This is a genomic window from Burkholderia torrens (genome assembly GCF_984668525.1).
The window spans coordinates 384,139-404,922 of record NZ_OZ480213.1 but is presented as its reverse complement, the minus strand read 5'-3'; the positions used below and the strand labels follow the sequence as shown (position 1 = coordinate 404,922).

Below are 20,784 nucleotides of genomic sequence, written 5' to 3'. Positions count from 1 at the left end.
ACCAGTCGTTCGATGAGGGCTCGCCGAAGAGGTACGTCATCGATCCGCATAACATGATCAAGAGGACCGCATTATGTGGCTGACCGTGCGCGTGGCGCGCAAGACCGTCGAGGCCGAAGGCATTGCCGGCTTCGAATTTGTGGAGGCCGACGGTCGCGAACTGCCGGCGTTCTGTGCCGGCGCACATGTCGATGTACGTGCACCAGGCGGCCTGGTGCGCCAGTATTCGCTGTGCAACCGGCCCGGAGAACGCCACCGCTACCAGATTGGCGTGCTGCGCGATCCCGCCAGCCGCGGCGGCTCAGCGGCCATGCACGACGACCTGAAGGAAGGCGACACGCTACAGATCAGCCCGCCAAAGAACAATTTTCCGCTGGTCGAGGACGCGAACAGGAGCCTCCTGTTCGCCGGCGGCATCGGCGTCACGCCGATTCTCGCGATGGCCGAGCGCCTGCACGAACTGGGCCGCGACTTCGCCGTCCATTACGCCACTCGCTCGCCGACCCGCACCGCCTTTGCCGACCGCATCCGCAGCAGCCGCTTCGCAGCCAAGGTGCAGTTTCACCACGACGACGGCGCTGACGGCCAGAAGCTCAACCTGCCGGCGTTGCTGAAGTCGCCGCAACCGGGCACGCACCTGTACGTCTGCGGCCCCAAGGGCTTCCTCGAAGCGGTGCGAGCGCAGGCCGCTGACGCCGGCTGGCCGGAAGGCAACGTTCACTACGAGTACTTCGCCGGCGTGGAGGCCCACTCCGTCGACGACCGTCACTTCGACGTGGTGATCAAAAGTTCTGGCGCCGTCATCCGCGTGGAAGCCGCGCAGACCGTGGTGCAGGCGCTGGAGGCCAACGGCGTTTTCGTGCCCGTCTCCTGCGAGCAGGGCGTGTGCGGGACCTGCCTGACGCGGGTGCTCGCAGGCGAGGTCGACCACAAGGACCTCTACCTGACCGCAGAGGAGCAGGCCGCGAACGACCAGTTCCTGCCATGCTGCTCGCGCGCCAAGGGCAATCGGCTGGTGCTCGACCTCTAAGCAACCGTGTCTGAAGAAGCGAGATGGAGCAAATCGCCCAGGAGTGTTGGATTCGACCATGGCATTGAGCGGGTCAGCAGTTTGGCATGCAGGCGACCAACGCGACCTCGAACAGTTTGCCGGCTCGCATCGCGCTGCCTGTTGCTGGTGGCGACAACGGGCGAATTTGCGGCAATGACAGCGAACTCAAAGGTGTCGGTATGAACGAACGTGAAGCCACTATTTACACCGGATGGGATGGAGTCCGTGCGCGAGAACACTTGGGGCGCCGCTGTGGTGAGGGGGGAGCCCACGAGCGACTTACGGTATTGATCGGGTACCGCCAGGTCGAACGATGACGTGGCGCGCCCGAGAATTCTCTAATAGCTGAAAATCCTATGTCATTTTCATAGGGGAAATAAAACCTCTGAAACGTAGTGATCCTAAATTAAATAAACTAATTAAAAAAAGAGCGTTCTCCGTTCCGGAAAGGCAAGAACCGACGGTGTCAGGCTTAGAGGCCGCGAGGGCGCAGAAAGTCGTCGCGACTACGCAGTTATAAATTTATATGAATAATGGAGACAATCAATGAAGCACCTATCCAGTCAAAAGCAGGCGCGCCGATATGCGGGAACGCAGAGCGCAGGGACCGCGTTTGGACGGTTGAACCCAACGCGGACGCGCACCCAAACGGCTGTTGCTCTAATCTTCGCCGGTGCCAGCCTGGTCGCCCGGGCTGCTGACGCTCCCGTGACCACTGTCGCCAATGCTGCAGATAGTGCGACTGTCGCTCTCAATCCGAAGGACGACTCACGCTCGAGCGGTGAGACGCCTACGCTCATTGGTACTGTGCGAGATCAGGCGAGCGATCGGGACGCTGCACACCCGATTTTCTGGAAGGTGGGTAAGGCGCTTCAGAATGTCGGTATTACGCCTAGCCTGTCTTTGCTCCAGTTCTATCTTGATAATCCGTCGGCTGGTCAGCAGACCGGCAATCATCAAGTGTACACATTCATCGCCGTTGGGGCGGATTTCGATCTTCAGAAGATGGTAGGTTTCCCAGGCGCGACCATCCACTTTCAACAACTGTTCGCGCCGTTCATTGTCAATCCGCTCTACGGCGCTCAGGTTGGTGACAGTATTGCCGGCCAGCCCTCGCCGTATGTGCAGCGAAAGGCGTACTTGACGCTTTTTACGTGGGAACAGAAGTTCCTTGAAGGGCGGGGCACGGTTGAATTCGGGAAGAGCAACCCGCGAGATTTCTTCGGCGTCCCAGTGTGCGAACTACCCTTTGGCTGTTTCTCTCCGATCCTGCAGTATGCAGGACAGATCAACCCCGTGATCGCTAACTGGGGAGTGCGGGCTGCCTATAAATTCACGAGCGAGATCACCGCGCAGGTTGGCGTGTGGAGATCGGATGCTAACTACCCCTATAGCACGGGCTGGACTGCGTCGGAACAAGGCCCACAAAGCAATACTTACCTCGCCAACGTGACCTATAGGACCGATCCGCAGCAGGACCGCTACGCGAAGAATTACGAGCTGCTCTTCTTCTACAACACTGCCAGCCACAAGGATTTCAATAGCCCGGGGCCGATACTGCCCGGCCCGTACAAGGGAAGCTCGGGTATCTATGTCGGTGGTAAGCAGGTGGTGTGGCATCCGGATGGCGATATTACGGGCACACCTGGGCCCTTCTCACTGAGCGTATTTGGCAATTTCGCCAGCTCCTTCAGCCAGCACAACGCGGCTGGACTTGAGAGCACGGGGACCTTGGGCCTGACTGCGAAAGGCCTTCTGAAAAGCCGGCCGTATGACACTGTCTCCGCGCGCGTCAGCTATACGCGAAATACAGCATCAGAGCAAAACTTTCTCGAACAGACCAATCTTGCACTCGGAGGCACCGGCTACAACGTGGGTAGAAACGAGTACGCGGTACAGGTCGACGCCAACATCATTGTCACGCCCTCCGTTATCGTGAGTCCGTACATCGTCCGTACGTTCAACACGAATAGCTGGCTGATGCCGTACACGACCACGAAGCCGCGCAACGGGATTGCATATGGAATCCTCGCCACGATCCTCTTCGACAAAATGCTGGGTCTGTCCGGGAACTGACCGCTACCTCGAAGGGGTGACGGCGCTGCCTTTCGGCATGGTGGCGCCCGTCCCAGGCAATTCCGAGTTCAACGCACGCCCAGCGCGAGGCCTGCCCTCGCGCGCGGCAAGCTTGTCACCGGCCGCGGTCTGGAAAACGCCGTGCTTATCGCGGAATCGCGGGTAACCGTCATAGACGGCTATTTGGCGGCGGCTGTGCTTGTTGGAATCGCACTCAACGCGATTGCGGGATTGTGGTGGGTGGACCCGCTCGCGGGTCTCGTGATCGTCTACTATGCCGCGATCGAAGGCATTGCGCATTGGAAAGAGGGCCGCGCTTGACCAGCCAGACTTTCGGCCGTTGGGACAGACGTCATGTTGACCGGCGCTTATAGGCCAGGGCCCCGCCATTCGGTACTGACGGGTGTTTGACTGCTCCTGGCCGGCAACTTCCGGTGGCGACCGGCGGAAACCGCCGCCCGGAGCGGTCACCCGGAACGACTATCGCCGAGCGTCCGGTTTTGCATCCTGGAACCACCCTTCAGCCAACATAGCCACAGCGCCGCGATACAAGCAACACCGCCCCCGACAGCCAGGGTTCCGTATGCAGAGGACCACTGGTGAGTTGCATCGAGCGTGGCGCCGAATGTTGTCGGTGCAAGCGCGCCGACGCCGAAGCCAAGCACGGAACGAACACCCATCACACGTCCGAATCGGTGCGGCGCAACGGCGTCGGACAAGGCTGCGGACAGCACGCCCGAATCGCCAAGAATGAAGAAGCTGCCGACAGCCGCGATCAGGATTGTCCAGACGGGCCCCCATTGCATCGAGCAGCCCATCAGGATCGAGCAGGCAGCGCCCGCCGCGCCAGCCGCAACGAGAACGGGCGCGCGGTTCCAACGATCGGACAGCATGCCGAATGCAATCGTCGACAGCAGGCCGGAGAAGTGGACGACCACGCCCGTCAGCAGCGCTCGCGACAGCGCATCCAGACGCAGCGGCGCGATCGCCGCGGCAAGCAGTGACGGCGCCCATGCATAGTGGCCCAGCAGCTCCCAGCAGTGGCCCACGTAGCCGACCAGCAGACATATCGCGACCGGATTCGACATTGCGCGCGGTCGAGAGCGTTTCGGCGTTACCGCGCATACGGCAGCGTGACCTCTATACGGCCCGAACGATGAGCCTGACAAGCTGACGTGCCCTAACAGCGCGCCCGCGAACACACCCGCCCCGCATAGCGCAAAACCGGTCGCGACACCGAAGGTCTGCGTGGCCCAAAGCGCCAGAGCGATGGAAACCAGATAGCCCAACGAGCCTGCCGCGAGCATCTGACCCATCGCTCGCCCCCGCGCAGCCGGTGAGCCGAGTTCGGCCGCCAGCATCAGCGCCGGGGCATACGAGCCGCCTTGCGTCAGTCCGACAAACACGATGGCGATCAGCGCGCTTTCAGGTGATCTGGCGAACCATGCAAAGGCTGCGAGCGCTGCCGCGCCGGCCCACGTGCACGCGAGATAAACACGCTTTGCGCCGTAGACGTCGGCGCACCAAGCAGCGACAAGCAGCGCGAGTGCATTGGACAGGTTGAACACTGTCTGGACAGTTCCGGCTTGCGACGCGCTCATCTGCCAGGTTTCGCGCAGCAGGGGCTGCGCACCGGCGAACACCATCGTGCCCATGCACGTACCCGCCCGGCCGGCACAGAGCACGGCAAGCCGGTTCATGGCTCGCGCCGAAGCGAACGCTGCAGGAGCGTGACGTCCAGCCAGCGATCATGTTTGAACCCGACTCGCTTCAGTGTGCCCACGGGTACAAAGCCGCAACGTGCGTGCAAGGCCGACGATGCAGGGTTGTCGTCTCCCGCGACGGTCGCGATCATCTCGGCGAAACCAAGCGACGTGCACGTCTCGACAAGCTTTTCCAGCAGCATCCGGCCGAGCCCCCGGCCTGTAGCGTCGCGATCCAGGTAGATCGAATGTTCCAGCGTATGGCGGTAGGCCGCGCGTGCTTTGAATGGCCCCGCGTAGGCATAGCCCAGGATCGTCTCGCCTTCGACTGCAACCAGATACGGCGCGCCGGCTGCCCGGATATCGCGGTAGCGCCGTGCCATTTCATCGGCAGACGGCGGTTCTGTCTCGAACGTGATGGTCGTGTGCGAGACATAGTGGGCATATATGCGCGCAATCTGCTCCATATCGGAGAGACCGGCGTCCCGCAGGAATATCGTTTCAGCGCTGTGGCTCATGGCGGATCGATCGCTGGCTAAAGGGATTCAAAGCCGCATTCTCGAAGTGCACGCTCGCCGTGACAAACGATGATTTTTCGTGATTTGGTTGATTTATACTCAACCAATGAGATTGCCCCCGCTTACCGCATTGCGTGCCTTCGAGGCCGCCGCACGCTCGGCGAGCTTTACGCTGGCCGCTCAGGAGCTTTGTGTCACCACCGGCGCCGTCAGCCGCCAGGTGAAATTGCTGGAGGCGCATCTCGGCGTCCAGCTCTTCACGCGGCATCACCGCAAGGTGGCCTTGACCGCCGCCGGCCAACGCTACGTGGCAGTCGTCAGCCGGATCTTCGGCGAACTTTCCGAAGCGGGGGAAGCACTGGGGCGAGAAGCGCAGCACGCGTTGGTGAGGCTCGACTGCGTACCTACGCTGTCGATGTACTGGCTCACGCCGCGTCTTGCGGAGTACCACGAGCAACGGCCCGACATCCGTATCGAATCGACCACGAGCGTGGGCCCTGTCGACGTTGCCGCTCCGTTCGACCTCGCCATTCGACGCGACACGCGCCACTTCGCGGGGCTCGCTGCCACCGCGTTCATGACGGAATGGTCAATACCGCTGTGCAGTCCCGAGTTTGCGAGCAAACATGGGTTGACCACACCCGAGACAATGCTGGGTGGACCGACGATTCATATTCGCGCGCGGGAAGATCTCTGGCCGACATGGACGCAGCATTTCGGGCTCGCGGCCACCGCGCCGTCGAAGCGCATGACGCTTGACCACACATTTGCCGCGCTGCAGGCGGCCGAAGACGGGATTGGCGCCGTCGTGATGCCGCTACTGTTCGCCCGAAAACAGCTTTCGTCGGGACGGCTGTTCGCGCCATTTCCGCAGATGCTTTGCGAGTCCGGAAAGTATTACGTTCTCACACGAACAGGCGCCGAAACCCCGGGCGTCGGAGCGCTCAAAGCGTGGCTCATCGAACAAGGCGGGCTGAGCAAGAACGACTGATCCCAGTCGCACGAGGCGCCCGATCGCGGACGAATCCCCCCCACCACACCGTCACTCTGACGGCGATGCCGTTTTGCGCCCGTCGAGCCATTCGCTGATCGCACCGAGTGCTTTCGATTCGACTCCAAGGTACCCATGCGGAGACTGCCCGCCACATTCGGCGTGCCTGTTACCTCCACCCAAGGCACTCGATACGGCAATGAAATCAAAGTTGTTGTCCGCCGCCATGCGCTTGGCGGCCCCAAACGGCGAAGCGACGCAACCGTCATGCTCATTCGACAGCACCAATACGCGCGCCTTGTTCCGAGGCCACGAAACACCTGACAATCCCGGCTTGCCGCGAACTGCTACCGAAATCGGCGACGTGAGCACGTAAGCATCCGCAAGCTCCGGATTCCTCAACAACACGTTACCCACCGTAATCGTTCCGCGGCTGGTGCCAACAAGCGCAACCCTGGAAGACGGATAGCGTCTTTTCAATTCCGTCACGACGGCATCAACGTCCTGGCTCGCTGCCTCGCTTAACCGGAATTCGTCATCCATCCCGTCCGCCTGGTCAGACGGCGCGTCGAAAACGACCGCGGCATCGCCTGCGTTCATCCAGTACGATGCCGTTCGCACCAGGAAATTTCCCTGTTCGCGGGTCGGCCCATTGTCTGCAACCGCAACGACGCCATCACTGCCCGCGAACAGCACGACAATCCACGCGGGTGAAGCCGATGTGGAATTGAGGTAGACGTTTTGCGTGACATTGCGGCTCTTTACTGAAACCAGCTCGCCCGCACATATCGCGCGGCTGCCAAGCATGAAAACCGCCGCAAGTATCAGTTGACTCCCTATCAATGCCCTGATCGAGCCGTGCAACCGCCCGACGCGATCGATCGACAGCCGCGGGCACCCAGGCGGTTCATGAGACTTGTCATGTGTCATCGGCTTTGCTCGAAAGATGTCGAATTCAGCGTTGTCGGCCCCGTATGACGGGTACGTTCAATCCCCCGCTCCGAATGGTCAACGAACGGGAAACCCCCAACGCTCGAGAACCTCGGATACCACGGGCTCCCATACGTCGGTACCGCGTGCGAACAGCATGTGCCCGTTATTCTCGAATGGCGCAAGCAGCCGATAATCGGCATGGCCGCCCGCGCGAACGAATGCATCGTGCCAGGCGCTGCTGTATGTCGGTGCGAAGTACTGATCGTTTTCGGTATAGATCCACAGCATCGGGACACGCGCCGTTTCTCCGAAACGCGAATACATGGCTTCCAGGCGTTCGCCCTGACAGGGCACGCCGGGATGCTCGACCGGATCGCCGCCGGACCCGCCGGCGAAATTGATCGCCCCGACCACGCCGTCCGGATTGTCGGCCGCCATGGCCGTCGTGACGAAGCCGCCAACCGATTGCCCGACGATGACGATCCGATGCGGGTCGACATGGGGCTGCCGCCTCGAGTAGTCCAGTACGGCAAGCTCTTCCGTACGCGCCGCCGCGATCATCGGTGCGTAGTCCTTCTGACGGCATTTGCCGCTGTATTCCGGGTCGAACTGCGTGCCGAACTGACCGTAGCCGATGCGCGTCGGCTCGAATACGGCGAAGCCCCGTTTCACGAAAAAGGCGACTTGCCGGGTGAAACGAAAGCGCGGCGGCGTACCGCGATCCGTGGGGCTGCGGCCATGATTGAGAATCAGGATCGGAAACGGCCCTTCGCCATCCGGAAGGAATTGCGTGATCGCAACCCTGCCCGTTTGCTCCGTCCCGTAAAAATCCCTGACGGTCACGTCGATCGTCGAAACAGATTCGTGGAGGTCCGTCCTGAGCCGTTCGGCATGGGCACCGGGAATCACGAGCGCAAGGCAAATCAAAAGCAGGCGTCGGGTTGTTGTCATAAGGCCTACATATCGAGAAAGGATGGATTCGGTATCGAAATAACCGAAGCATGATGCGCGCCGTCACACACGGCGCCCCAGCAATTGCCCCGGCCAACCGTCCACGTCGAAGGTTGAAATGCGCTCATACCCGCAGGACTCGTAGAAACGCACCAGCGCCCCTGTCCCGCCACCGTAGCAATCCACGCGCAAGCGTGTCACTCCGGCTGCCCGGGCGCGATCGTCCGCGAAGGCCATCAGGCGCCGGCCGACACCGCGCGCCTGCGCGTCGCGCGACGCAACCAGCACTCTCACGTAGATTTCCGGCTCGGTCGCGGCAGGCACGTAGGGCATGGCCTCGCCCAGGATCAATGCGCCCAGGATGCGGCCGCCCGGCCCTTCCGCCACCCACGCTTCGGGCAGCGCACAGGCGTCGGTCACGAGCGCAATCCGCTTCGGCGACGTCGACCAAGGCTCGCGGCCCCATTGCCCCTCGTTGCCGATGGTGGCGAACCAGGCGATCACCTCGTCAAAGATCGCCAGTACCGCGGGCACGTCCAGCGCGCCTGCTTGGCGTATCACCGGTTCGTCGGTTCCTGTCACCGTCACGCTCCACGCTCCTTTGCCGGATTCGACGACCGGCGCACGATTGATGGCAACGCCGGGCTGCCCGCGGACGGGCGATGAAGGCCAGGCGATCCAGCCTGCTACGGTACTGAAATTCGACCCGTTTGATCAAGGCATGGCGGCCCGCGATGCACCCATGTCGTCCATCGCGGCAAAACTATACAATCGACGCGATGCATCGATGACATGAAGTGCCAGCCGCCCATCTCGTCTGCCGCCATGAACGCACCCGCTGCTCCCTCCTCCTCCGGCCCGTCGGTGCTCGGCGTCTACCGGCAACTGGCCGACCCGTCCGCCGGACAATGGGTCGTCAGCCGTTCCGAACGGGCGCACATGTACCGGATCCAGCATCACCGGCCCGACGGCAGCACGTCGGTCGACACGGTCGTCGATGCGGACAACCTCGACGCGAAGCTGCACAAGTGGCTGCAGGAAGGCTTCGTCCGGCGCGAAGCCGGCGACCGCGCAGCGCCGGCCCATCGCGCCGGGTTCATGCAGGACCTGCGGCGCGCGCACGCGTCGCGACCGGCGGCGGACGTCGACACACCGCACACCTTGCACGTGGGCGGCGTGCCGATGCCGCGCGGCCCGGGCGGGCCGCTCGTGCCGCCGCCGAATCCGGCCTACCTGTTCACCGCCCGCACGACGAACGTGCTCGAAGACATCGTCGAGAACCGCCGCATCCTGCTGATCGGTCACACGGGCACGGGAAAGACGAGCCTCGTCGAGCAGGCCGCCGCGCATGCGGGCCACGGCGTGCTGCGCTCGAACATGAACGGGCAGACGACGGTCGGCGACTTCGTCGGCTTTTGGACCGTCAAGGGCGGCGAGACGATCTGGGTCGACGGCGTGCTGCCGACCGCGATGCGCGAAGGGGTGTGGCTCATCGTCGACGAGATCGACTTCGCGGAACCGGCGATCCTCGCGGTGCTGACCGCCGTGCTCGAACCGGGCGGCCGCCTGCTGCTGAAGGAGAAGGGCAACGAGATCGTCGTCCCGCATCCGTCGTTCCGGCTGTTCGCGACCGCCAACGCGGTGGGCGCGATGGGCCGGTTCCGCCACCTGTACCAGGGCGCCAACGTGATGAACGAGGCATTCCTCGATCGCTGGCGCGTGTACCACCTCGACTATCTGCCGCCGGCCGACGAGGCGCGTGTGCTGCAGCGGACCTTCGGTGCGGCGATGTCGGCGGCAATGGCCGACACGCTCGCGGCGATCGCCGCCGACTGCCGCGCCGCGTTCGTCCGCGAGGATCTGGCCAGCGCGTTCTCGACGCGCCGCCTGCTCGACTGGGCCGAGCTGATGCTGCGCACCGGCGACCCCGAATCGGCCGCCGGCCCGACCCTCTACGCGAAGGTCAGCACGGAAGACGCCGACCTGATCCGCAGCATCATCCGCCACTACATCGACGTCGAGGCGTGACGCGATGGACCGGGACGACGACGCGCGGTCGCAGCACCTGACACGGCTGGCCCGCACGCTCACGCAACGGCACGGCATCGACGTGCGGTTCGCGCGCCACGGGCCGGCCGTGCAGCGCGACGTGCTGGTGTTGCCCGATACGCTGCTCGCCGGCGAGATCGACGACGATGCGATCACCGGCTTCGTCGATCTCCATGCGGCAAGGTTGCGTTTTGGCGCGATCGATGACGTTGCCGCGCTCGCATCGCCCGGTGTGCGGGCCATTGCGCAAGCGATCGACGACCGCCGCGCGTCCGGTTGCCTCGTCGCGATCTATCCCGGCGCGAACACGTTCCTGCGCCGGATGCGCGCGGTGTCGGCCGCCGACACGCTGCGCCGCTGGCCGCGCATGGCGTGGCGCGACAAGCTGCTGTGGCGTATCGAACGCGCGCTGTGGGACGAACCGCCTTCGTCGATGGAGCGCGTTCCGTCGCTCGACGCCACGCTCGCCGCGTCCGACGATCTCGTCGGCGAAGCGCGCGCGTCGACGTCGACGGCCGACAGCATCCGCGCCGCGCAACGGATCGTCGAACGCGTGCGCATGCTGGCATCGGCCGGCGCGAACAACATGATGTTTACTGCCGATCCGGACGACACGATCGACGGCACGGCCATCGCCGCCGAATTCGAATCGGACGAACCCGGCGCGTCGGAGGACGACGCACGCGCACCGGTTTCAGCCGATTCCGCCGCCGGTGCGATCGCGGACACGGCGTCATCAACGGACACCCCCACGCCGGGCGACGCATCGCCCGGCACGATTCGCCTGTCCGCGGAGAACCGACCGTTGCTTTCCGTCCCGCTGACGACCGCGTTCGACACGGTGACGGACTTCACCGGCCAGGGTGACGCGGCCGGCTGGCATCGTCTGCGCGGTGCGGCCCGCGCGCAGACCGAACCGCTCAAGCGCCGGCTCGAACGTGCGTTGAAAGTGGACGAGCAGACGCACTGGAAGCGCGAACAGGAGCGCGGCGAGCTCGACCGGACGTCACTCGTCCGCCTGGCGACCACACCGGGCTATCGCACGCCGTTCCGCACCCCGCGCGCGGCACCGGGACGCGACGCGGCCGTCAGCCTGCTGATCGACTGCAGCGGCTCGATGGCCGGCAGGAAAATCGAACTCGCCAGACTCTGCGCGGCCGCACTGTGCGACGCGCTGATGCAACTCGGCTTCGCCTGCGAAGTGCTCGGCTACAGCTCGGTCGAGGATGCCGCGATGCGTGCGCACTACCAGCGCTGGATCGACGAAGGCCGCCGCACGTTCGGCTACAACCGGTTCGTCGAACGGCTCGATCTGCGCGTCTACAAGCGGTTCGATTCCGACAACCCGAGCGGCCTCGCGTGCATCGAATGCGGACACGAGAATCCCGATGGCGAGGCCTTGAGCTGGGCCGCCGGGCGGCTCCTGTCGAAACGTGCGCGCCGGCGGATCCTGATGGTGCTGTCGGACGGCTATCCGGCCACCGGCGACGGCAACCCGGCGATCCTGCGCACCGACCTGAGTGCCCGCGTCGATGCGCTGCGCGCGCAACGCGTCGAGCTGATCGGCGTCGGGATTCTCGACGATTCGGTCGAGTCGTTCTATCCGGTCAGCAGCGTGGTCGAACACCTGAACGAGCTGCCGGGCGCGGCGTTCAGCGTATTGAGCGATACGCTGCTGGATCGGCGCTAGGACGCAGCGCACGTCGATTCGCAGGCGCGTCACATCGGGCGACTAGCCTCGTTGGCGGCCAACGCGAATCGCGGCTGCCCGCAGGATGCAGCCTTCCACCGCATTCGATCGAGGCCAACGGTTCCGATGCGCGTGTGTCGGGCAGCACGAATCTTGCTCGGCATCTTACGACTTTCACCCGACGGTGGATTCGGCCGTACCGTCCTGCCACGGCCGCCCGCACGACACTGCTCATGCCCAGGAAAAAGAAGTCCAGCATCTGGTTGCGGCCGCTCGAACTGTTTTCCGTTGCGACTGGTGCCCGCCCGAAGAAACCGGCCACCCAACCGCGGCCGGCGGCCAAGCGGGCGGGCAAGCCGGCGACCCGTGGCGCCGCCCCTGCCCGTGCCGCCCGACGCACCGGCACGGTGCATGCCGCCCGCGCGCCGTCGAACACGATGCCCGGCACGTGGCGCCGCGCGTTTCACTCCGCCGGCCCGAGTGCCGGCCGGCTCGTCAACCATCTTGCGTACGCGCTGTATCTTCCCGCCGCACCGGTGACGACGGCGGGCATGCCGGCCGTCGTCATGCTGCACGGCTGCAAGCAGACCGCCGAGTCGTTTGCCGCGGGTACACGAATGTGCGAACTCGCGGAACGGTCGGGGTTTGCCGTGCTGTTTCCCGAGCAGGCCAAGACAACCCACCCGCACCGCTGCTGGCACTGGCATGGCGACGCAACCCAGTCCGAAGCCGCGGCGGTCGCTTCGCTGGTCGACGCCGTCGTGCAGCAGCACGGCTTCGACCGCGACCGGATCTACGTCGCCGGCATGTCCGCCGGCGCCGGGCTCGCCGCGGCACTGGCGATCCGGTTTCCCGACCGCTTCGCGGCCGTCGGCCTGCACTCCGGGCCGGCCATCGCGCCGCCGCTGTCGACGATGGCCGCCATGAGCCTGATGCGTCGCGGCCTGCGCGACGATCCGGTACGCGCGATCGATGCCTGCGCCGACATCGCGGCCTATCCCGGCATGCCGGCCCTCGTCATGCATGGCGAACTGGATACGGTCGTGACCGACCGGAACGCGACGCAACTCGGCGTCGCGTTCGCGCGGCTCAACCGGCTCGTCGACGAACACGGCGCGATACGCGTCGGCGAGCAACGCACCTACGCGCGCGGCGATTCGGGCTTCACCGACTATCTCAAGGGCGGCCGGCTCGTCGTCAGGGTCTGCCTCGTCAGCCGGCTGCAGCATGCATGGAGCGGCGGAGACCCGCGCGAGCCGTTCCATTCCGCCACCGGGCCGGACGCCTCCGCCATGTTCTGGCATTTCTTTCGCCGTCAGCGCCGCAAGCGAACGTGATGACGTGCGGCACCCGTGCCGGTTTCGCGCGAGCGGCTGCCATCATGGTGTCATGCACGTTGCGCGAGTTCGGCCGCGCTCGCGCGGTCGCCCGCCTGCCGGACCGGCAGCCGCACGCGGAAGGTGGTACCGCGCCCCGGCTCGCTGGTCACGTCGATCGCACCGCGATGGCGCTCGACGATGCCGTGCGACACCGACAGCCCGAGCCCCGTGCCCTGCCCGACCGGTTTCGTCGTGAAGAACGGATCGAAGATCCGCCGGACGACGTCGGGCGTCATGCCCGCGCCGGTATCGCTGATCGCGATCGACACCTGGTCGCCGTCGCTCGACGTGCGGATCGTGATCACGCCATGTTCGGGAATCGCCTGCGCCGCGTTGACCAGCAGGTTCATGAACACCTGGTTCAGTTGCGACGGCAGGCATTCGACTTGCGGGACATCGCCGTAGTCGCGCACGACGTCGGCCTTGTACTTGAGTTCGTTGTGGACGACGTTGAGCGTGCTATCGAGGCCCGCATGCAGATCGACGATGCGCCATTCGTCGCTGGCCGGACGCGAGAAATCGCGCAGGTCCTGCACGATGCGCCGCACGCGCAGCGCGCCGTCGATCGATTCGTCGATCAGCGTCACGATCTCGTCGCGGACGTAGTCGAGATCCGCCGCGCGGCGCACGGCCGTCAACGCGTCGCGTGCGGCCGGGTCGTGCAGCGGCAGCGCGGCTTCATGTGCGGCGACCACGTCGAGCAGGCTGCGCACCCACGTCTTCAACGTATTGAGGTTCGCGCTGACGAAGCCGATCGGATTGTTGATCTCGTGCGCGACGCCGGCCGCGAGCTGGCCGATCGACGCGAGCTTTTCCGACTGCAGCAACTGCTCGTGCGTTTCCGCGAGCGCATGCAGCAGGCGCCGCTGTTCGTCCTTTTCCTGTTCGAGCAGCACGTGCGCGGCCTTGCGTTCGTCGATCTCGGCCGCCATGTTTTCGCGCGTGCGTTGCAGCATCTGCGTCGTCTGCTCGTAGCGGCGCAGCGCGCGTTCGAGCTCGTCGGTTCGCAACCGCACGAGCCGTTCGAGCGTGTCGGTCATTCCGCGCAGGAACGTGGTCCGCGCATCGAAACGGCACAGCATCAGCGTGACGACCAGCGTCGCCATCGTAAACAGCGCAACCGTCGTCGCGAGCCACGGTGCGTCGACGCCTCGTGCGGCGCCACATCGCGCATCCGGCGCGAAATGGGCGGCCGCCATCGCCGTGTAATGCATTCCGGTGATGGCAATCCCCATGATGAGGGCCGCGCCGACGCGTTGCGCGGTCGCATGGCGTGCCTGCTGCGCGCGGAGCGCCTGCGCAATCCATAGCGCGGCCGTCGATGCGATCACCGCGATGCCGATCGATGCGGCAAACAGCACGGCATCGTAACGAATGGCCGGCTGCATGTGCATTGCGGCCATGCCCGTGTAATGCATGCCGGCGATCCCGCCGCCCATCAGCACGCCGCCCGCGCATAGCCGCCGCCAGCCCAGCCGCGCGCGCGTGACGACATTGAGCGCGAAATACGATACCAGCACGGCGATCGCCAGCGAGATGCCGGTGCCCTGCCACGCATAGCCGAGCGGGATCGGCAGCGAGAATGCGAGCATCCCGACGAAATGCATCGACCAGATGCCGGTGCCCATTGCCGCCGCGCCGCCGCCCAGCCACGCCCGCTTCAGCTTCGGGTCGTCGAGCAGCGAAATGAAGGCCGCGAGGTCGAGCGTCGTATAGGAGGCGAGCGTCGCGATCGCGAGCGACAGCAGGACGAGGGAGACGTTGTAGGTGCCATGCATGATCGGGCGCCCGTGGCAGGGTGAAGGCATCGGCGCGGTACGCGATCGACGCGCACCGCGGCCGTCAGGCCGGCGGCACGCCTGCGCCGGGCGCCTGCGCCGACGTCGCCGGGCCGGCCAGCACGAGGATGTCGAACGGTGTCCCTTCCCGCGTCTCGAAGCGCCGCACCAGTTCGATCTGGTGTGCCGACATCACACTGCCCTTCGTCATCAGCAGCACGCCGCGATGCGTGCGCAGATCGTCGGCGAGCCGCATCCCTTCGCGCAGTTGCGCCGACCGGACCTCGGTGACGGACGCCGCGATGCCGAGACTCGCGGGATCGCGCATCAGCTCGGTGAAGCGCTCGACCAGTTGCGGGTCGTAGCGCACGCCGGCCTGCGAGCGCAACACGTCGATCGCCTGTTCGATCGAATGCGGCGCACCGATCTCGCCGTGGCGCAGCCCTTCGAAATCGCGTGCGATCGCAACGATCCGCGAGCCTGGCGGGATCGCGTCGCCGATCAGCCCGTCCGGCGTGCCGCGCCCGTTGAAACGCTCGTACTGGTGCAGCACGATCGACGCGACCTTGTGCAATTGCGCGACAGGCGTCAGCACCATCTGCGCACGCAGCGGATGTTCGTGGAACAGCCGCTGCTCGTCCGTCGTCATCCGCGTGAGCGGCTTGTGCAGCAATTCATCCGGCAGCGACAGCTTGCCGATGCCGTGCAACAGCCCCGCGAAATAGACATCCTGCGCGTGCAGCTCGCTCATTTCTGACGCCAGCGCGAGCCGTCGCGCGATCTCGCCGACCCGCATCGAGTGCCCGCTGGCGGCCCCGCAACGCAGCTCGATCATGCTCGCGCAAACCTGCACCATCGCCGTGAAGCCGCGTTTCAGGTCGCGTTGCGCGGCCTCCAGGAACATCACGGTCTGGCCGAGTTCCTCGGTGCGCGCATGCACCTGCGTTTCGAGTTCCGTGTTGAACAGCCGCAGCGCGTCGTTCTGCGCTTCCGTCAGCGCAGCCAGCCGGGCCGCTTCGCGGCGCAAACGGCGCTGCTCCAGCGCCTGCTCGATGGTCAGCAGCAGGTCGTGATCGTCCCACGGCTTGTTCAGGTAGCGGTACACGCCGCCTTCGTTGACGGCCTGCACGACCGACGCGATCTCCGCATAGCCGGTCAGCAGGATGCGCATCGTGTCCGGATACAGCGCCCGTGCGCGCGCCAGAAATTCCGCGCCGCTCATGTGCGGCATCCGCATGTCGGACACGATCAGGTCGACCTCCGTCGACGCCAGGATCCCGAGTGCGGCCTCGCCGCTGCCGGCGGTCAGAATCTCGTAACCGGTGGGCCGCAATACGCGCCTGAGCGCCGACAACACATTCGGCTCGTCGTCGACCAGCAGGATCGACGGTGCGCGGTCCGCATCGCCGGATGCCGCGGGTGCGTCGGGAATTTCGGGTGGCACGCCATTCACGTCGTTCGTTGCAGATGTCGTCATAATTGGCCTCGGTTCAATTATTCACATCCTCTCTGCAACATCGGCCGGCCCCGCGTTTTCCTATATTGGTGAAAACGCTAATACGTGCGTGCCGATTTCAATGAACGGGCGCTACGCCATGGTCGAATCCGGTTCGCGCACGTAGTAGATGTCCCATTCCGCTTCGTCGGTCCGCACGAAGCCGTGGCGTTCGTAGAAACGGTTGGACGCGCTGCCGCGCAACGCGCCGACGCGCACCGTGATGCGTTGCGCATCGGCCCGCGCGAAGATCTCGCGCAGCACGGCCGCGCCGATCCCCTTGCCCTGATGCCCGGGCACGATGTACAGGTGATCGAGCAGCCAGTGATCTGCGTTCGGCCGGACCACGTAAAAGCCCGCGCGTGCGCCATCGGCTTCGATGAAACGGCAGAGCGCCGGGTCGAACGACGCAAGAAAACGATCGCGCGCACGCTGCGGATCGAAACGGCCGATGCGTTCGAGGCTGTCGCGCATCGCGGCGATGCGGATCGCGACCAGGGTTTCAGCGTCGGCTTGCGCGGTCGGGACGAAGGTCAGGTTCATTGATCGGGATTGGAGTGATACGGACGAAACGCCTGCCCGTCAGGGCGCCTCGATCCCGTCGGCTCGCGTGGCCAGGAATCGCAGGTACTTGCCGTCCTCGTCTTCGAACAGCTCCGGCCCGCCGCCCATGTAGGCGCGCATCAATTCGTCCGCCGCGCGGTCGAGATTGCCGAGTTCGAACTGGCACTGGCCGAGCCTCAGATGCAGGAACGGGTTGCCGACCGCATTGGGGAAATGCATCGCGTGGCCGAGATTGTCGCGGCCGGCCGCGTAGTCTTCCTGAAAGAAATTCGCGTCGCCGATCGCGGCCATGAGCCAGGTGCCGGCCTCCCAGTTGGTCTTGGGCTCGGGAAGCAGGTCGAATGCTTCCCAGTATTTCGCGAGTGCGCCTTCGAAATCCTCGTCTTCCGCCAACGCGTCGCCCGCCTCGCTCAGCGCGCCGATCTGCTCGTAAAGTGCGTTGTCCAGTTCTGCCATGGGGGGTCCTTTTTCTGGAAATGGAAGGGGCGTCGGGCGGCGAACGGGGCGTTGCAAATGCGGTATCGACCGCACCCTGCAGCGCCGTGCTTGATGTGTTCGCCGCGCTAGCCAACAGTGACGCAGCATACCCGAGCGCCGTGACGCATGCGCATCGGTTTCCGATGGACTGGCTCGACGCGTGCCGGCGGGCGTGTTACTTCAATGCCCGACCCGATAGATGCGGCCGCTGTGTACGCCCTTCACACTGCGTCGATAGGCCATTGCCACGCGTGCCGCCGGCACGCCCTCGTAGCCGGGAAAGAACGGCCCGAACCGGTCCATGGACTCCATCAGCACGGTCGGGCTCACGGCATTGATGCGCAGACCGCGCGGAAGATCGCACGCCGCGGCACGCACGAACCCTTCGATCGCGGCATTCGACGCGGCGGCATGGGTGCCCTGCGCAATCGGATCATCGACCGCGATGCCGGACGTCAGCGTGATCGAGCCGCGGTCGCTCAGGTAATGCTGGCCAACCAGCGCGACGCGTACCTGCCCGAGCAGCTTGTCCTGCAGACCTTGATGGAACTCGGCCGCCGTCATCTTTTCGATGGGCGCCAGAATGACGTTGCCTGCAGCGACGACGATGGCGTCGACGCGCCCGATCTGCTCGAACAGCGACCCCACGCTGTCGTCGCGGGTAATGTCGGCCAGACGGTCACCACGGGTGCGGCCGACACGAATGATTTCGTGCCTGCCGTCACGCGCCAACTCATCTGCCGCGGCACGGCCGACGTCCCCGCCGGCACCGATTACGACGATCTTCATCGAACACTCCTTTTCGCGTTCAGGTTGAGACGCCGCCATTCTTCACCGAACCGACGAGCCCATAAATGTGCTCTAATTTCCGACACTACTAACCTCCAGTTCGCAATATGGACCGACTGCGTGCCATGGAAACCTTCGTTGCCGTCGTGGAAGGCGGCAACTTCACCGAGGCCGCGCAGCGGCTGGAAATCTCGGCGGTCATGGTTGGCAAATATGTGCGCGAACTGGAGGAGCGGCTCGGTGCGCGCCTGCTGGAGCGCACCACCCGGCGCCAGAGCCTGACCGATGCCGGCCGCGGGTTTTACGAAGACGCCAAGCGTGCGCTCGAACACATGCGTATTGCCGAAACGTCGGTCGAACGGCTGCGCGCGTCACCGTCCGGGACGTTGCGAATCAACGCGCCGATCACCTTTGGCGCCTGCGTCGTCGCACCGCTGGCCGCGACGTTCCGGCAGATGTATCCGCACGTGCGTGTCGAGCTGGAATTGAGCAATCGTAACGTCGACCTGATCGACGAGGGTTTTGATCTGGCGATCCGCATTGGCGACCTGGGCGACGCCGATCTCGTTGCAAAACCGTTGACGCTGTATCGCATGGTGATCTGTGCGTCTCCGGGCTATCTCGCCCAGTACGGACGGCCGGAGACGCCGCAGGATCTGGGCGCGCATCATTGCCTGTCTCACACGGTGTGGAACCGCCGCAACGGCTGGAAGCTCGGGAACGACGACAGCCCGCACTTTTCGGCGGAATCGGTGTTCACATGCAATGACGGCAACGGCCTGCGGATGGCCGCGATCGCAGGTGCAGGATTGCTGCTGCAACCCGAAGTCCTCGTGAGCCACGATCTGGCGAGCGGCGCGTTGGTGCAGGTGCTGCACGACTATTCACCGAAGCCGCATCCCGTACATGTCGTGTATCGGCACGACCGGCGCCCGCTACCGAAGCTCACCCGCTTTGTTGCGCATTTGCTCGAGCATTTGGCGGCGCGTGAAGCGTCGTAGCGTGCGGTTTCTGCTTGAGGGTATGCACGAGAGTGGGGAGTGTTCGCTTCGGTCTGCGGCAGGACGCGGGATAGGCGGTCACGTGAACGCACGCCAACACTTCTGCCAATATCACGCCGATGATGCAGCAGTATCGGCGCGTTATCTGACAAGGCTAGATACGCAGAGCTACGCCAAGACCTACGCCACCCCATCAGTCAGGAGATGGAATGACGGCGGCATTCGGCCACTGCTACAGCAAAGTCGTTGCGCCCAGAAAAGCCCGCTCCCAGCGGGCTTTTCGTTGTCTATGCACTCGCCGTCCGCATCCAGTTGCAATACTGCATCCCATATCCGATGATGAATGGACGAGACACATGATAGGCGCATCCGCGACATTCTTCGCCCCGTCGTGCACACACCATCACCGCTTTCGAAGCCTTCCAACAGGAGGTGCAAGATGGAAAAAATTGCGGCAGATCAAACCAAGATCGTAACCAGCCTACTCGTTCTCCATGTTTTTCTTGCGCTCTGTCTGCTGGTATCGATTATTTTGTTTAGGTTTGCGCCGATTCTAATCGTTGGTCTCCTTACGGCCGGTTGCGGCATTTTACTTAGCCGGATCAGTCGCAATAGCAATGCCGCGCGCCACGTAATCAAGAGCCGCGGTGGTAAGGTGTATCTGTACTGCATGTGGGGCATTGCGGCATGTTCAGCGCTCGTTTTGGTTGTACCGAATTACCTAGGAATATTTACGCATCACCGTTAAACAGATGCCCCATGTGGGCTCACTGGTAATCTGGCCGCCAAAGCAACTTTTCACGGTTACATGAGCACGCAACCCACGGCGATACCTGCAGCAGTACCTGCGTCTTGTCTGACGAGGCTCAGCAGCCGAGCGGTGCTCGTCGCCCTTGCACCTTGGCGCCACTGGCCGCTCAGATACGCCACACGCGGATGCGGCGCGCGGCGATATGCAAACCTTGGTCAGTCTTCCGCACGCTCCACGACCACCTCACTGATTTGCAGCACGGGGCGTATATCCGTGTAATTGGCGATGTCGGCCATGATCTCCTGCGCGTGCGGGTCGCGGGCTGCCTCGAAAGCTTCGACGGAAGTGCAGATGAAGTCGCACTTGGCCACGTAAACAGGATCGGTGCCCGGCGCACCGCCTGCGATACCCTTGTCCACCGTGTAGTACAGACACGCAGCGCCGAGCCGCTGTTTCACCATCGGCATATGTCTCTCGCGATAGTAGACATGATCGAATCGCGCGCCTGCGGCGTAGGGATACATGACACTGACTTTGATCATCGGGTTCTCCTGTTGCTGCACGGTAATCGAGGCGCCACCGACATCG

General features: G+C 64.2%; 21 protein-coding genes. 10 read left to right on the top strand and 11 right to left on the bottom strand.

Features of this window, described 5'->3' with window-relative positions; translation table 11 throughout:
- The first annotated feature begins 73 nt into the window (after window positions 1-73).
- The 4 genes from AC5LXX_RS32255 to AC5LXX_RS32240 all read left to right on the top strand — a co-directional run bounded on the left by AC5LXX_RS32255 (window position 74) and on the right by AC5LXX_RS32240 (window position 3,448).
- Complete coding sequence (locus tag AC5LXX_RS32255) at window positions 74-1,030, top strand: PDR/VanB family oxidoreductase (protein WP_493414159.1); 957 nt, start codon at window positions 74-76, stop codon at window positions 1,028-1,030.
- Window positions 1,031-1,116: 86 nt separating this feature from the next.
- A complete protein-coding gene (locus AC5LXX_RS32250) occupies window positions 1,117-1,368 on the top strand; it encodes a hypothetical protein (protein ID WP_493414158.1) in 252 nt (83 codons plus the stop codon).
- 229 nt (window positions 1,369-1,597) lie between these two features.
- Window positions 1,598-3,127 carry a carbohydrate porin gene (locus AC5LXX_RS32245; protein WP_493414157.1) on the top strand — a complete coding sequence of 510 codons (1,530 nt, stop codon included), beginning with the start codon at window positions 1,598-1,600 and terminating at the stop codon, window positions 3,125-3,127.
- Window positions 3,128-3,268: 141 nt separating this feature from the next.
- On the top strand, window positions 3,269-3,448 hold the full coding sequence (locus tag AC5LXX_RS32240) for a hypothetical protein (protein ID WP_493414156.1): 180 nt from the start codon (window positions 3,269-3,271) through the stop codon (window positions 3,446-3,448).
- A gap of 146 nt (window positions 3,449-3,594) precedes the next feature.
- Here the strand turns inward: AC5LXX_RS32240 and AC5LXX_RS32235 are convergent, their stop codons facing one another.
- The gene (locus AC5LXX_RS32235) at window positions 3,595-4,827 is read right to left on the bottom strand and encodes an MFS transporter (RefSeq protein WP_493414155.1); all 1,233 of its coding nucleotides are present in this window, start codon (window positions 4,825-4,827) and stop codon (window positions 3,595-3,597) included.
- Window positions 4,824-5,348 carry a GNAT family N-acetyltransferase gene (locus tag AC5LXX_RS32230; RefSeq protein ID WP_493414154.1) on the bottom strand — a complete coding sequence of 175 codons (525 nt, stop codon included), beginning with the start codon at window positions 5,346-5,348 and terminating at the stop codon, window positions 4,824-4,826. The genes AC5LXX_RS32235 and AC5LXX_RS32230 overlap by 4 nt, the downstream gene beginning before the upstream one ends.
- Before the next feature lie 79 nt (window positions 5,349-5,427).
- Here AC5LXX_RS32230 and AC5LXX_RS32225 point away from each other — a divergent pair, with 79 nt between their 5' ends.
- The gene (locus AC5LXX_RS32225) at window positions 5,428-6,339 is read left to right on the top strand and encodes a LysR substrate-binding domain-containing protein (protein ID WP_493414153.1); all 912 of its coding nucleotides are present in this window, start codon (window positions 5,428-5,430) and stop codon (window positions 6,337-6,339) included.
- A gap of 51 nt (window positions 6,340-6,390) precedes the next feature.
- Here AC5LXX_RS32225 and AC5LXX_RS32220 read toward each other — a convergent pair whose 3' ends face one another.
- From AC5LXX_RS32220 to AC5LXX_RS32210, 3 genes are all read right to left on the bottom strand, one after another.
- Window positions 6,391-7,269 (bottom strand): alpha/beta hydrolase, encoded by an 879-nt coding sequence (locus AC5LXX_RS32220; protein ID WP_493414152.1) that lies wholly within the window; start codon window positions 7,267-7,269, stop codon window positions 6,391-6,393.
- A gap of 78 nt (window positions 7,270-7,347) precedes the next feature.
- Window positions 7,348-8,223, bottom strand: a complete 876-nt coding sequence (locus AC5LXX_RS32215; protein ID WP_493414151.1) for an alpha/beta hydrolase family protein — start codon at window positions 8,221-8,223, stop codon at window positions 7,348-7,350.
- 63 nt (window positions 8,224-8,286) lie between these two features.
- Window positions 8,287-8,811, bottom strand: coding sequence for a GNAT family N-acetyltransferase (locus tag AC5LXX_RS32210; RefSeq protein WP_493414150.1), 525 nt, complete (start codon window positions 8,809-8,811; stop codon window positions 8,287-8,289).
- A 237-nt stretch (window positions 8,812-9,048) separates the two neighbouring features.
- On the opposite strand from AC5LXX_RS32210, the gene AC5LXX_RS32205 reads away from it, so the two are divergent.
- The 3 genes from AC5LXX_RS32205 to AC5LXX_RS32195 all read left to right on the top strand — a co-directional run bounded on the left by AC5LXX_RS32205 (window position 9,049) and on the right by AC5LXX_RS32195 (window position 13,299).
- Window positions 9,049-10,251 carry an AAA family ATPase gene (locus AC5LXX_RS32205; RefSeq protein WP_493414149.1) on the top strand — a complete coding sequence of 401 codons (1,203 nt, stop codon included), beginning with the start codon at window positions 9,049-9,051 and terminating at the stop codon, window positions 10,249-10,251.
- 4 nt (window positions 10,252-10,255) lie between these two features.
- Window positions 10,256-11,962: a cobaltochelatase CobT-related protein gene (locus AC5LXX_RS32200; RefSeq protein ID WP_493414148.1), complete on the top strand. Its 1,707-nt coding sequence runs from the start codon at window positions 10,256-10,258 to the stop codon at window positions 11,960-11,962.
- A 233-nt stretch (window positions 11,963-12,195) separates the two neighbouring features.
- Complete coding sequence (locus tag AC5LXX_RS32195; protein WP_493414147.1) at window positions 12,196-13,299, top strand: extracellular catalytic domain type 1 short-chain-length polyhydroxyalkanoate depolymerase; 1,104 nt, start codon at window positions 12,196-12,198, stop codon at window positions 13,297-13,299.
- 50 nt (window positions 13,300-13,349) lie between these two features.
- On the opposite strand, the gene AC5LXX_RS32190 is transcribed toward AC5LXX_RS32195, so the two are convergent.
- The 5 genes from AC5LXX_RS32190 to AC5LXX_RS32170 all read right to left on the bottom strand — a co-directional run bounded on the left by AC5LXX_RS32190 (window position 13,350) and on the right by AC5LXX_RS32170 (window position 18,444).
- A complete protein-coding gene (locus AC5LXX_RS32190) occupies window positions 13,350-15,119 on the bottom strand; it encodes a histidine kinase (protein ID WP_493414146.1) in 1,770 nt (589 codons plus the stop codon).
- 64 nt (window positions 15,120-15,183) lie between these two features.
- Window positions 15,184-16,596 carry a response regulator c-di-GMP phosphodiesterase, NosR family gene (gene nosR / locus AC5LXX_RS32185; RefSeq protein ID WP_493414145.1) on the bottom strand — a complete coding sequence of 471 codons (1,413 nt, stop codon included), beginning with the start codon at window positions 16,594-16,596 and terminating at the stop codon, window positions 15,184-15,186.
- 111 nt (window positions 16,597-16,707) lie between these two features.
- Entirely contained in the window at window positions 16,708-17,157 is a 450-nt protein-coding gene (locus AC5LXX_RS32180) for a GNAT family N-acetyltransferase (RefSeq protein ID WP_493414144.1), read from the bottom strand.
- Between the two features lie 39 nt (window positions 17,158-17,196).
- A complete protein-coding gene (locus tag AC5LXX_RS32175) occupies window positions 17,197-17,634 on the bottom strand; it encodes a tetratricopeptide repeat protein (RefSeq protein WP_493414143.1) in 438 nt (145 codons plus the stop codon).
- Between the two features lie 201 nt (window positions 17,635-17,835).
- The gene (locus AC5LXX_RS32170) at window positions 17,836-18,444 is read right to left on the bottom strand and encodes a short chain dehydrogenase (RefSeq protein ID WP_493414142.1); all 609 of its coding nucleotides are present in this window, start codon (window positions 18,442-18,444) and stop codon (window positions 17,836-17,838) included.
- Between the two features lie 107 nt (window positions 18,445-18,551).
- Between AC5LXX_RS32170 and AC5LXX_RS32165 the strand changes: the two genes are divergently transcribed.
- Window positions 18,552-19,445, top strand: a complete 894-nt coding sequence (locus tag AC5LXX_RS32165; protein ID WP_493414141.1) for a LysR family transcriptional regulator — start codon at window positions 18,552-18,554, stop codon at window positions 19,443-19,445.
- Between the two features lie 439 nt (window positions 19,446-19,884).
- Window positions 19,885-20,193 (top strand): hypothetical protein, encoded by a 309-nt coding sequence (locus tag AC5LXX_RS32160; protein WP_493414140.1) that lies wholly within the window; start codon window positions 19,885-19,887, stop codon window positions 20,191-20,193.
- 218 nt (window positions 20,194-20,411) lie between these two features.
- Here AC5LXX_RS32160 and AC5LXX_RS32155 read toward each other — a convergent pair whose 3' ends face one another.
- On the bottom strand, window positions 20,412-20,738 hold the full coding sequence (locus tag AC5LXX_RS32155) for an EthD family reductase (protein ID WP_493414139.1): 327 nt from the start codon (window positions 20,736-20,738) through the stop codon (window positions 20,412-20,414).
- Window positions 20,739-20,784: the final 46 nt, after the last annotated feature.

Excerpts from the sequence above, each read along its gene's own strand:
- AC5LXX_RS32255 (WP_493414159.1), top strand. The coding sequence starts at position 74 with ATGTGGCTGACCGTGCGCGTGGCGCGCAAGACCGTCGAGGCCGAAGGC.
- AC5LXX_RS32250 (WP_493414158.1), top strand. The coding sequence starts at position 1,117 with ATGCAGGCGACCAACGCGACCTCGAACAGTTTGCCGGCTCGCATCGCG.
- AC5LXX_RS32245 (WP_493414157.1), top strand. The coding sequence starts at position 1,598 with ATGAAGCACCTATCCAGTCAAAAGCAGGCGCGCCGATATGCGGGAACG.
- AC5LXX_RS32235 (WP_493414155.1), bottom strand. The coding sequence starts at position 4,827 with ATGAACCGGCTTGCCGTGCTCTGTGCCGGCCGGGCGGGTACGTGCATG.
- AC5LXX_RS32230 (WP_493414154.1), bottom strand. The coding sequence starts at position 5,348 with ATGAGCCACAGCGCTGAAACGATATTCCTGCGGGACGCCGGTCTCTCC.
- AC5LXX_RS32220 (WP_493414152.1), bottom strand. The coding sequence starts at position 7,269 with ATGACACATGACAAGTCTCATGAACCGCCTGGGTGCCCGCGGCTGTCG.
- AC5LXX_RS32215 (WP_493414151.1), bottom strand. The coding sequence starts at position 8,223 with ATGACAACAACCCGACGCCTGCTTTTGATTTGCCTTGCGCTCGTGATT.
- AC5LXX_RS32205 (WP_493414149.1), top strand. The coding sequence starts at position 9,049 with ATGAACGCACCCGCTGCTCCCTCCTCCTCCGGCCCGTCGGTGCTCGGC.
- AC5LXX_RS32200 (WP_493414148.1), top strand. The coding sequence starts at position 10,256 with ATGGACCGGGACGACGACGCGCGGTCGCAGCACCTGACACGGCTGGCC.
- AC5LXX_RS32195 (WP_493414147.1), top strand. The coding sequence starts at position 12,196 with ATGCCCAGGAAAAAGAAGTCCAGCATCTGGTTGCGGCCGCTCGAACTG.
- AC5LXX_RS32190 (WP_493414146.1), bottom strand. The coding sequence starts at position 15,119 with ATGCATGGCACCTACAACGTCTCCCTCGTCCTGCTGTCGCTCGCGATC.
- nosR (WP_493414145.1), bottom strand. The coding sequence starts at position 16,596 with ATGACGACATCTGCAACGAACGACGTGAATGGCGTGCCACCCGAAATT.
- AC5LXX_RS32180 (WP_493414144.1), bottom strand. The coding sequence starts at position 17,157 with ATGAACCTGACCTTCGTCCCGACCGCGCAAGCCGACGCTGAAACCCTG.
- AC5LXX_RS32175 (WP_493414143.1), bottom strand. The coding sequence starts at position 17,634 with ATGGCAGAACTGGACAACGCACTTTACGAGCAGATCGGCGCGCTGAGC.
- AC5LXX_RS32170 (WP_493414142.1), bottom strand. The coding sequence starts at position 18,444 with ATGAAGATCGTCGTAATCGGTGCCGGCGGGGACGTCGGCCGTGCCGCG.
- AC5LXX_RS32165 (WP_493414141.1), top strand. The coding sequence starts at position 18,552 with ATGGACCGACTGCGTGCCATGGAAACCTTCGTTGCCGTCGTGGAAGGC.
- AC5LXX_RS32160 (WP_493414140.1), top strand. The coding sequence starts at position 19,885 with ATGGAAAAAATTGCGGCAGATCAAACCAAGATCGTAACCAGCCTACTC.
- AC5LXX_RS32155 (WP_493414139.1), bottom strand. The coding sequence starts at position 20,738 with ATGATCAAAGTCAGTGTCATGTATCCCTACGCCGCAGGCGCGCGATTC.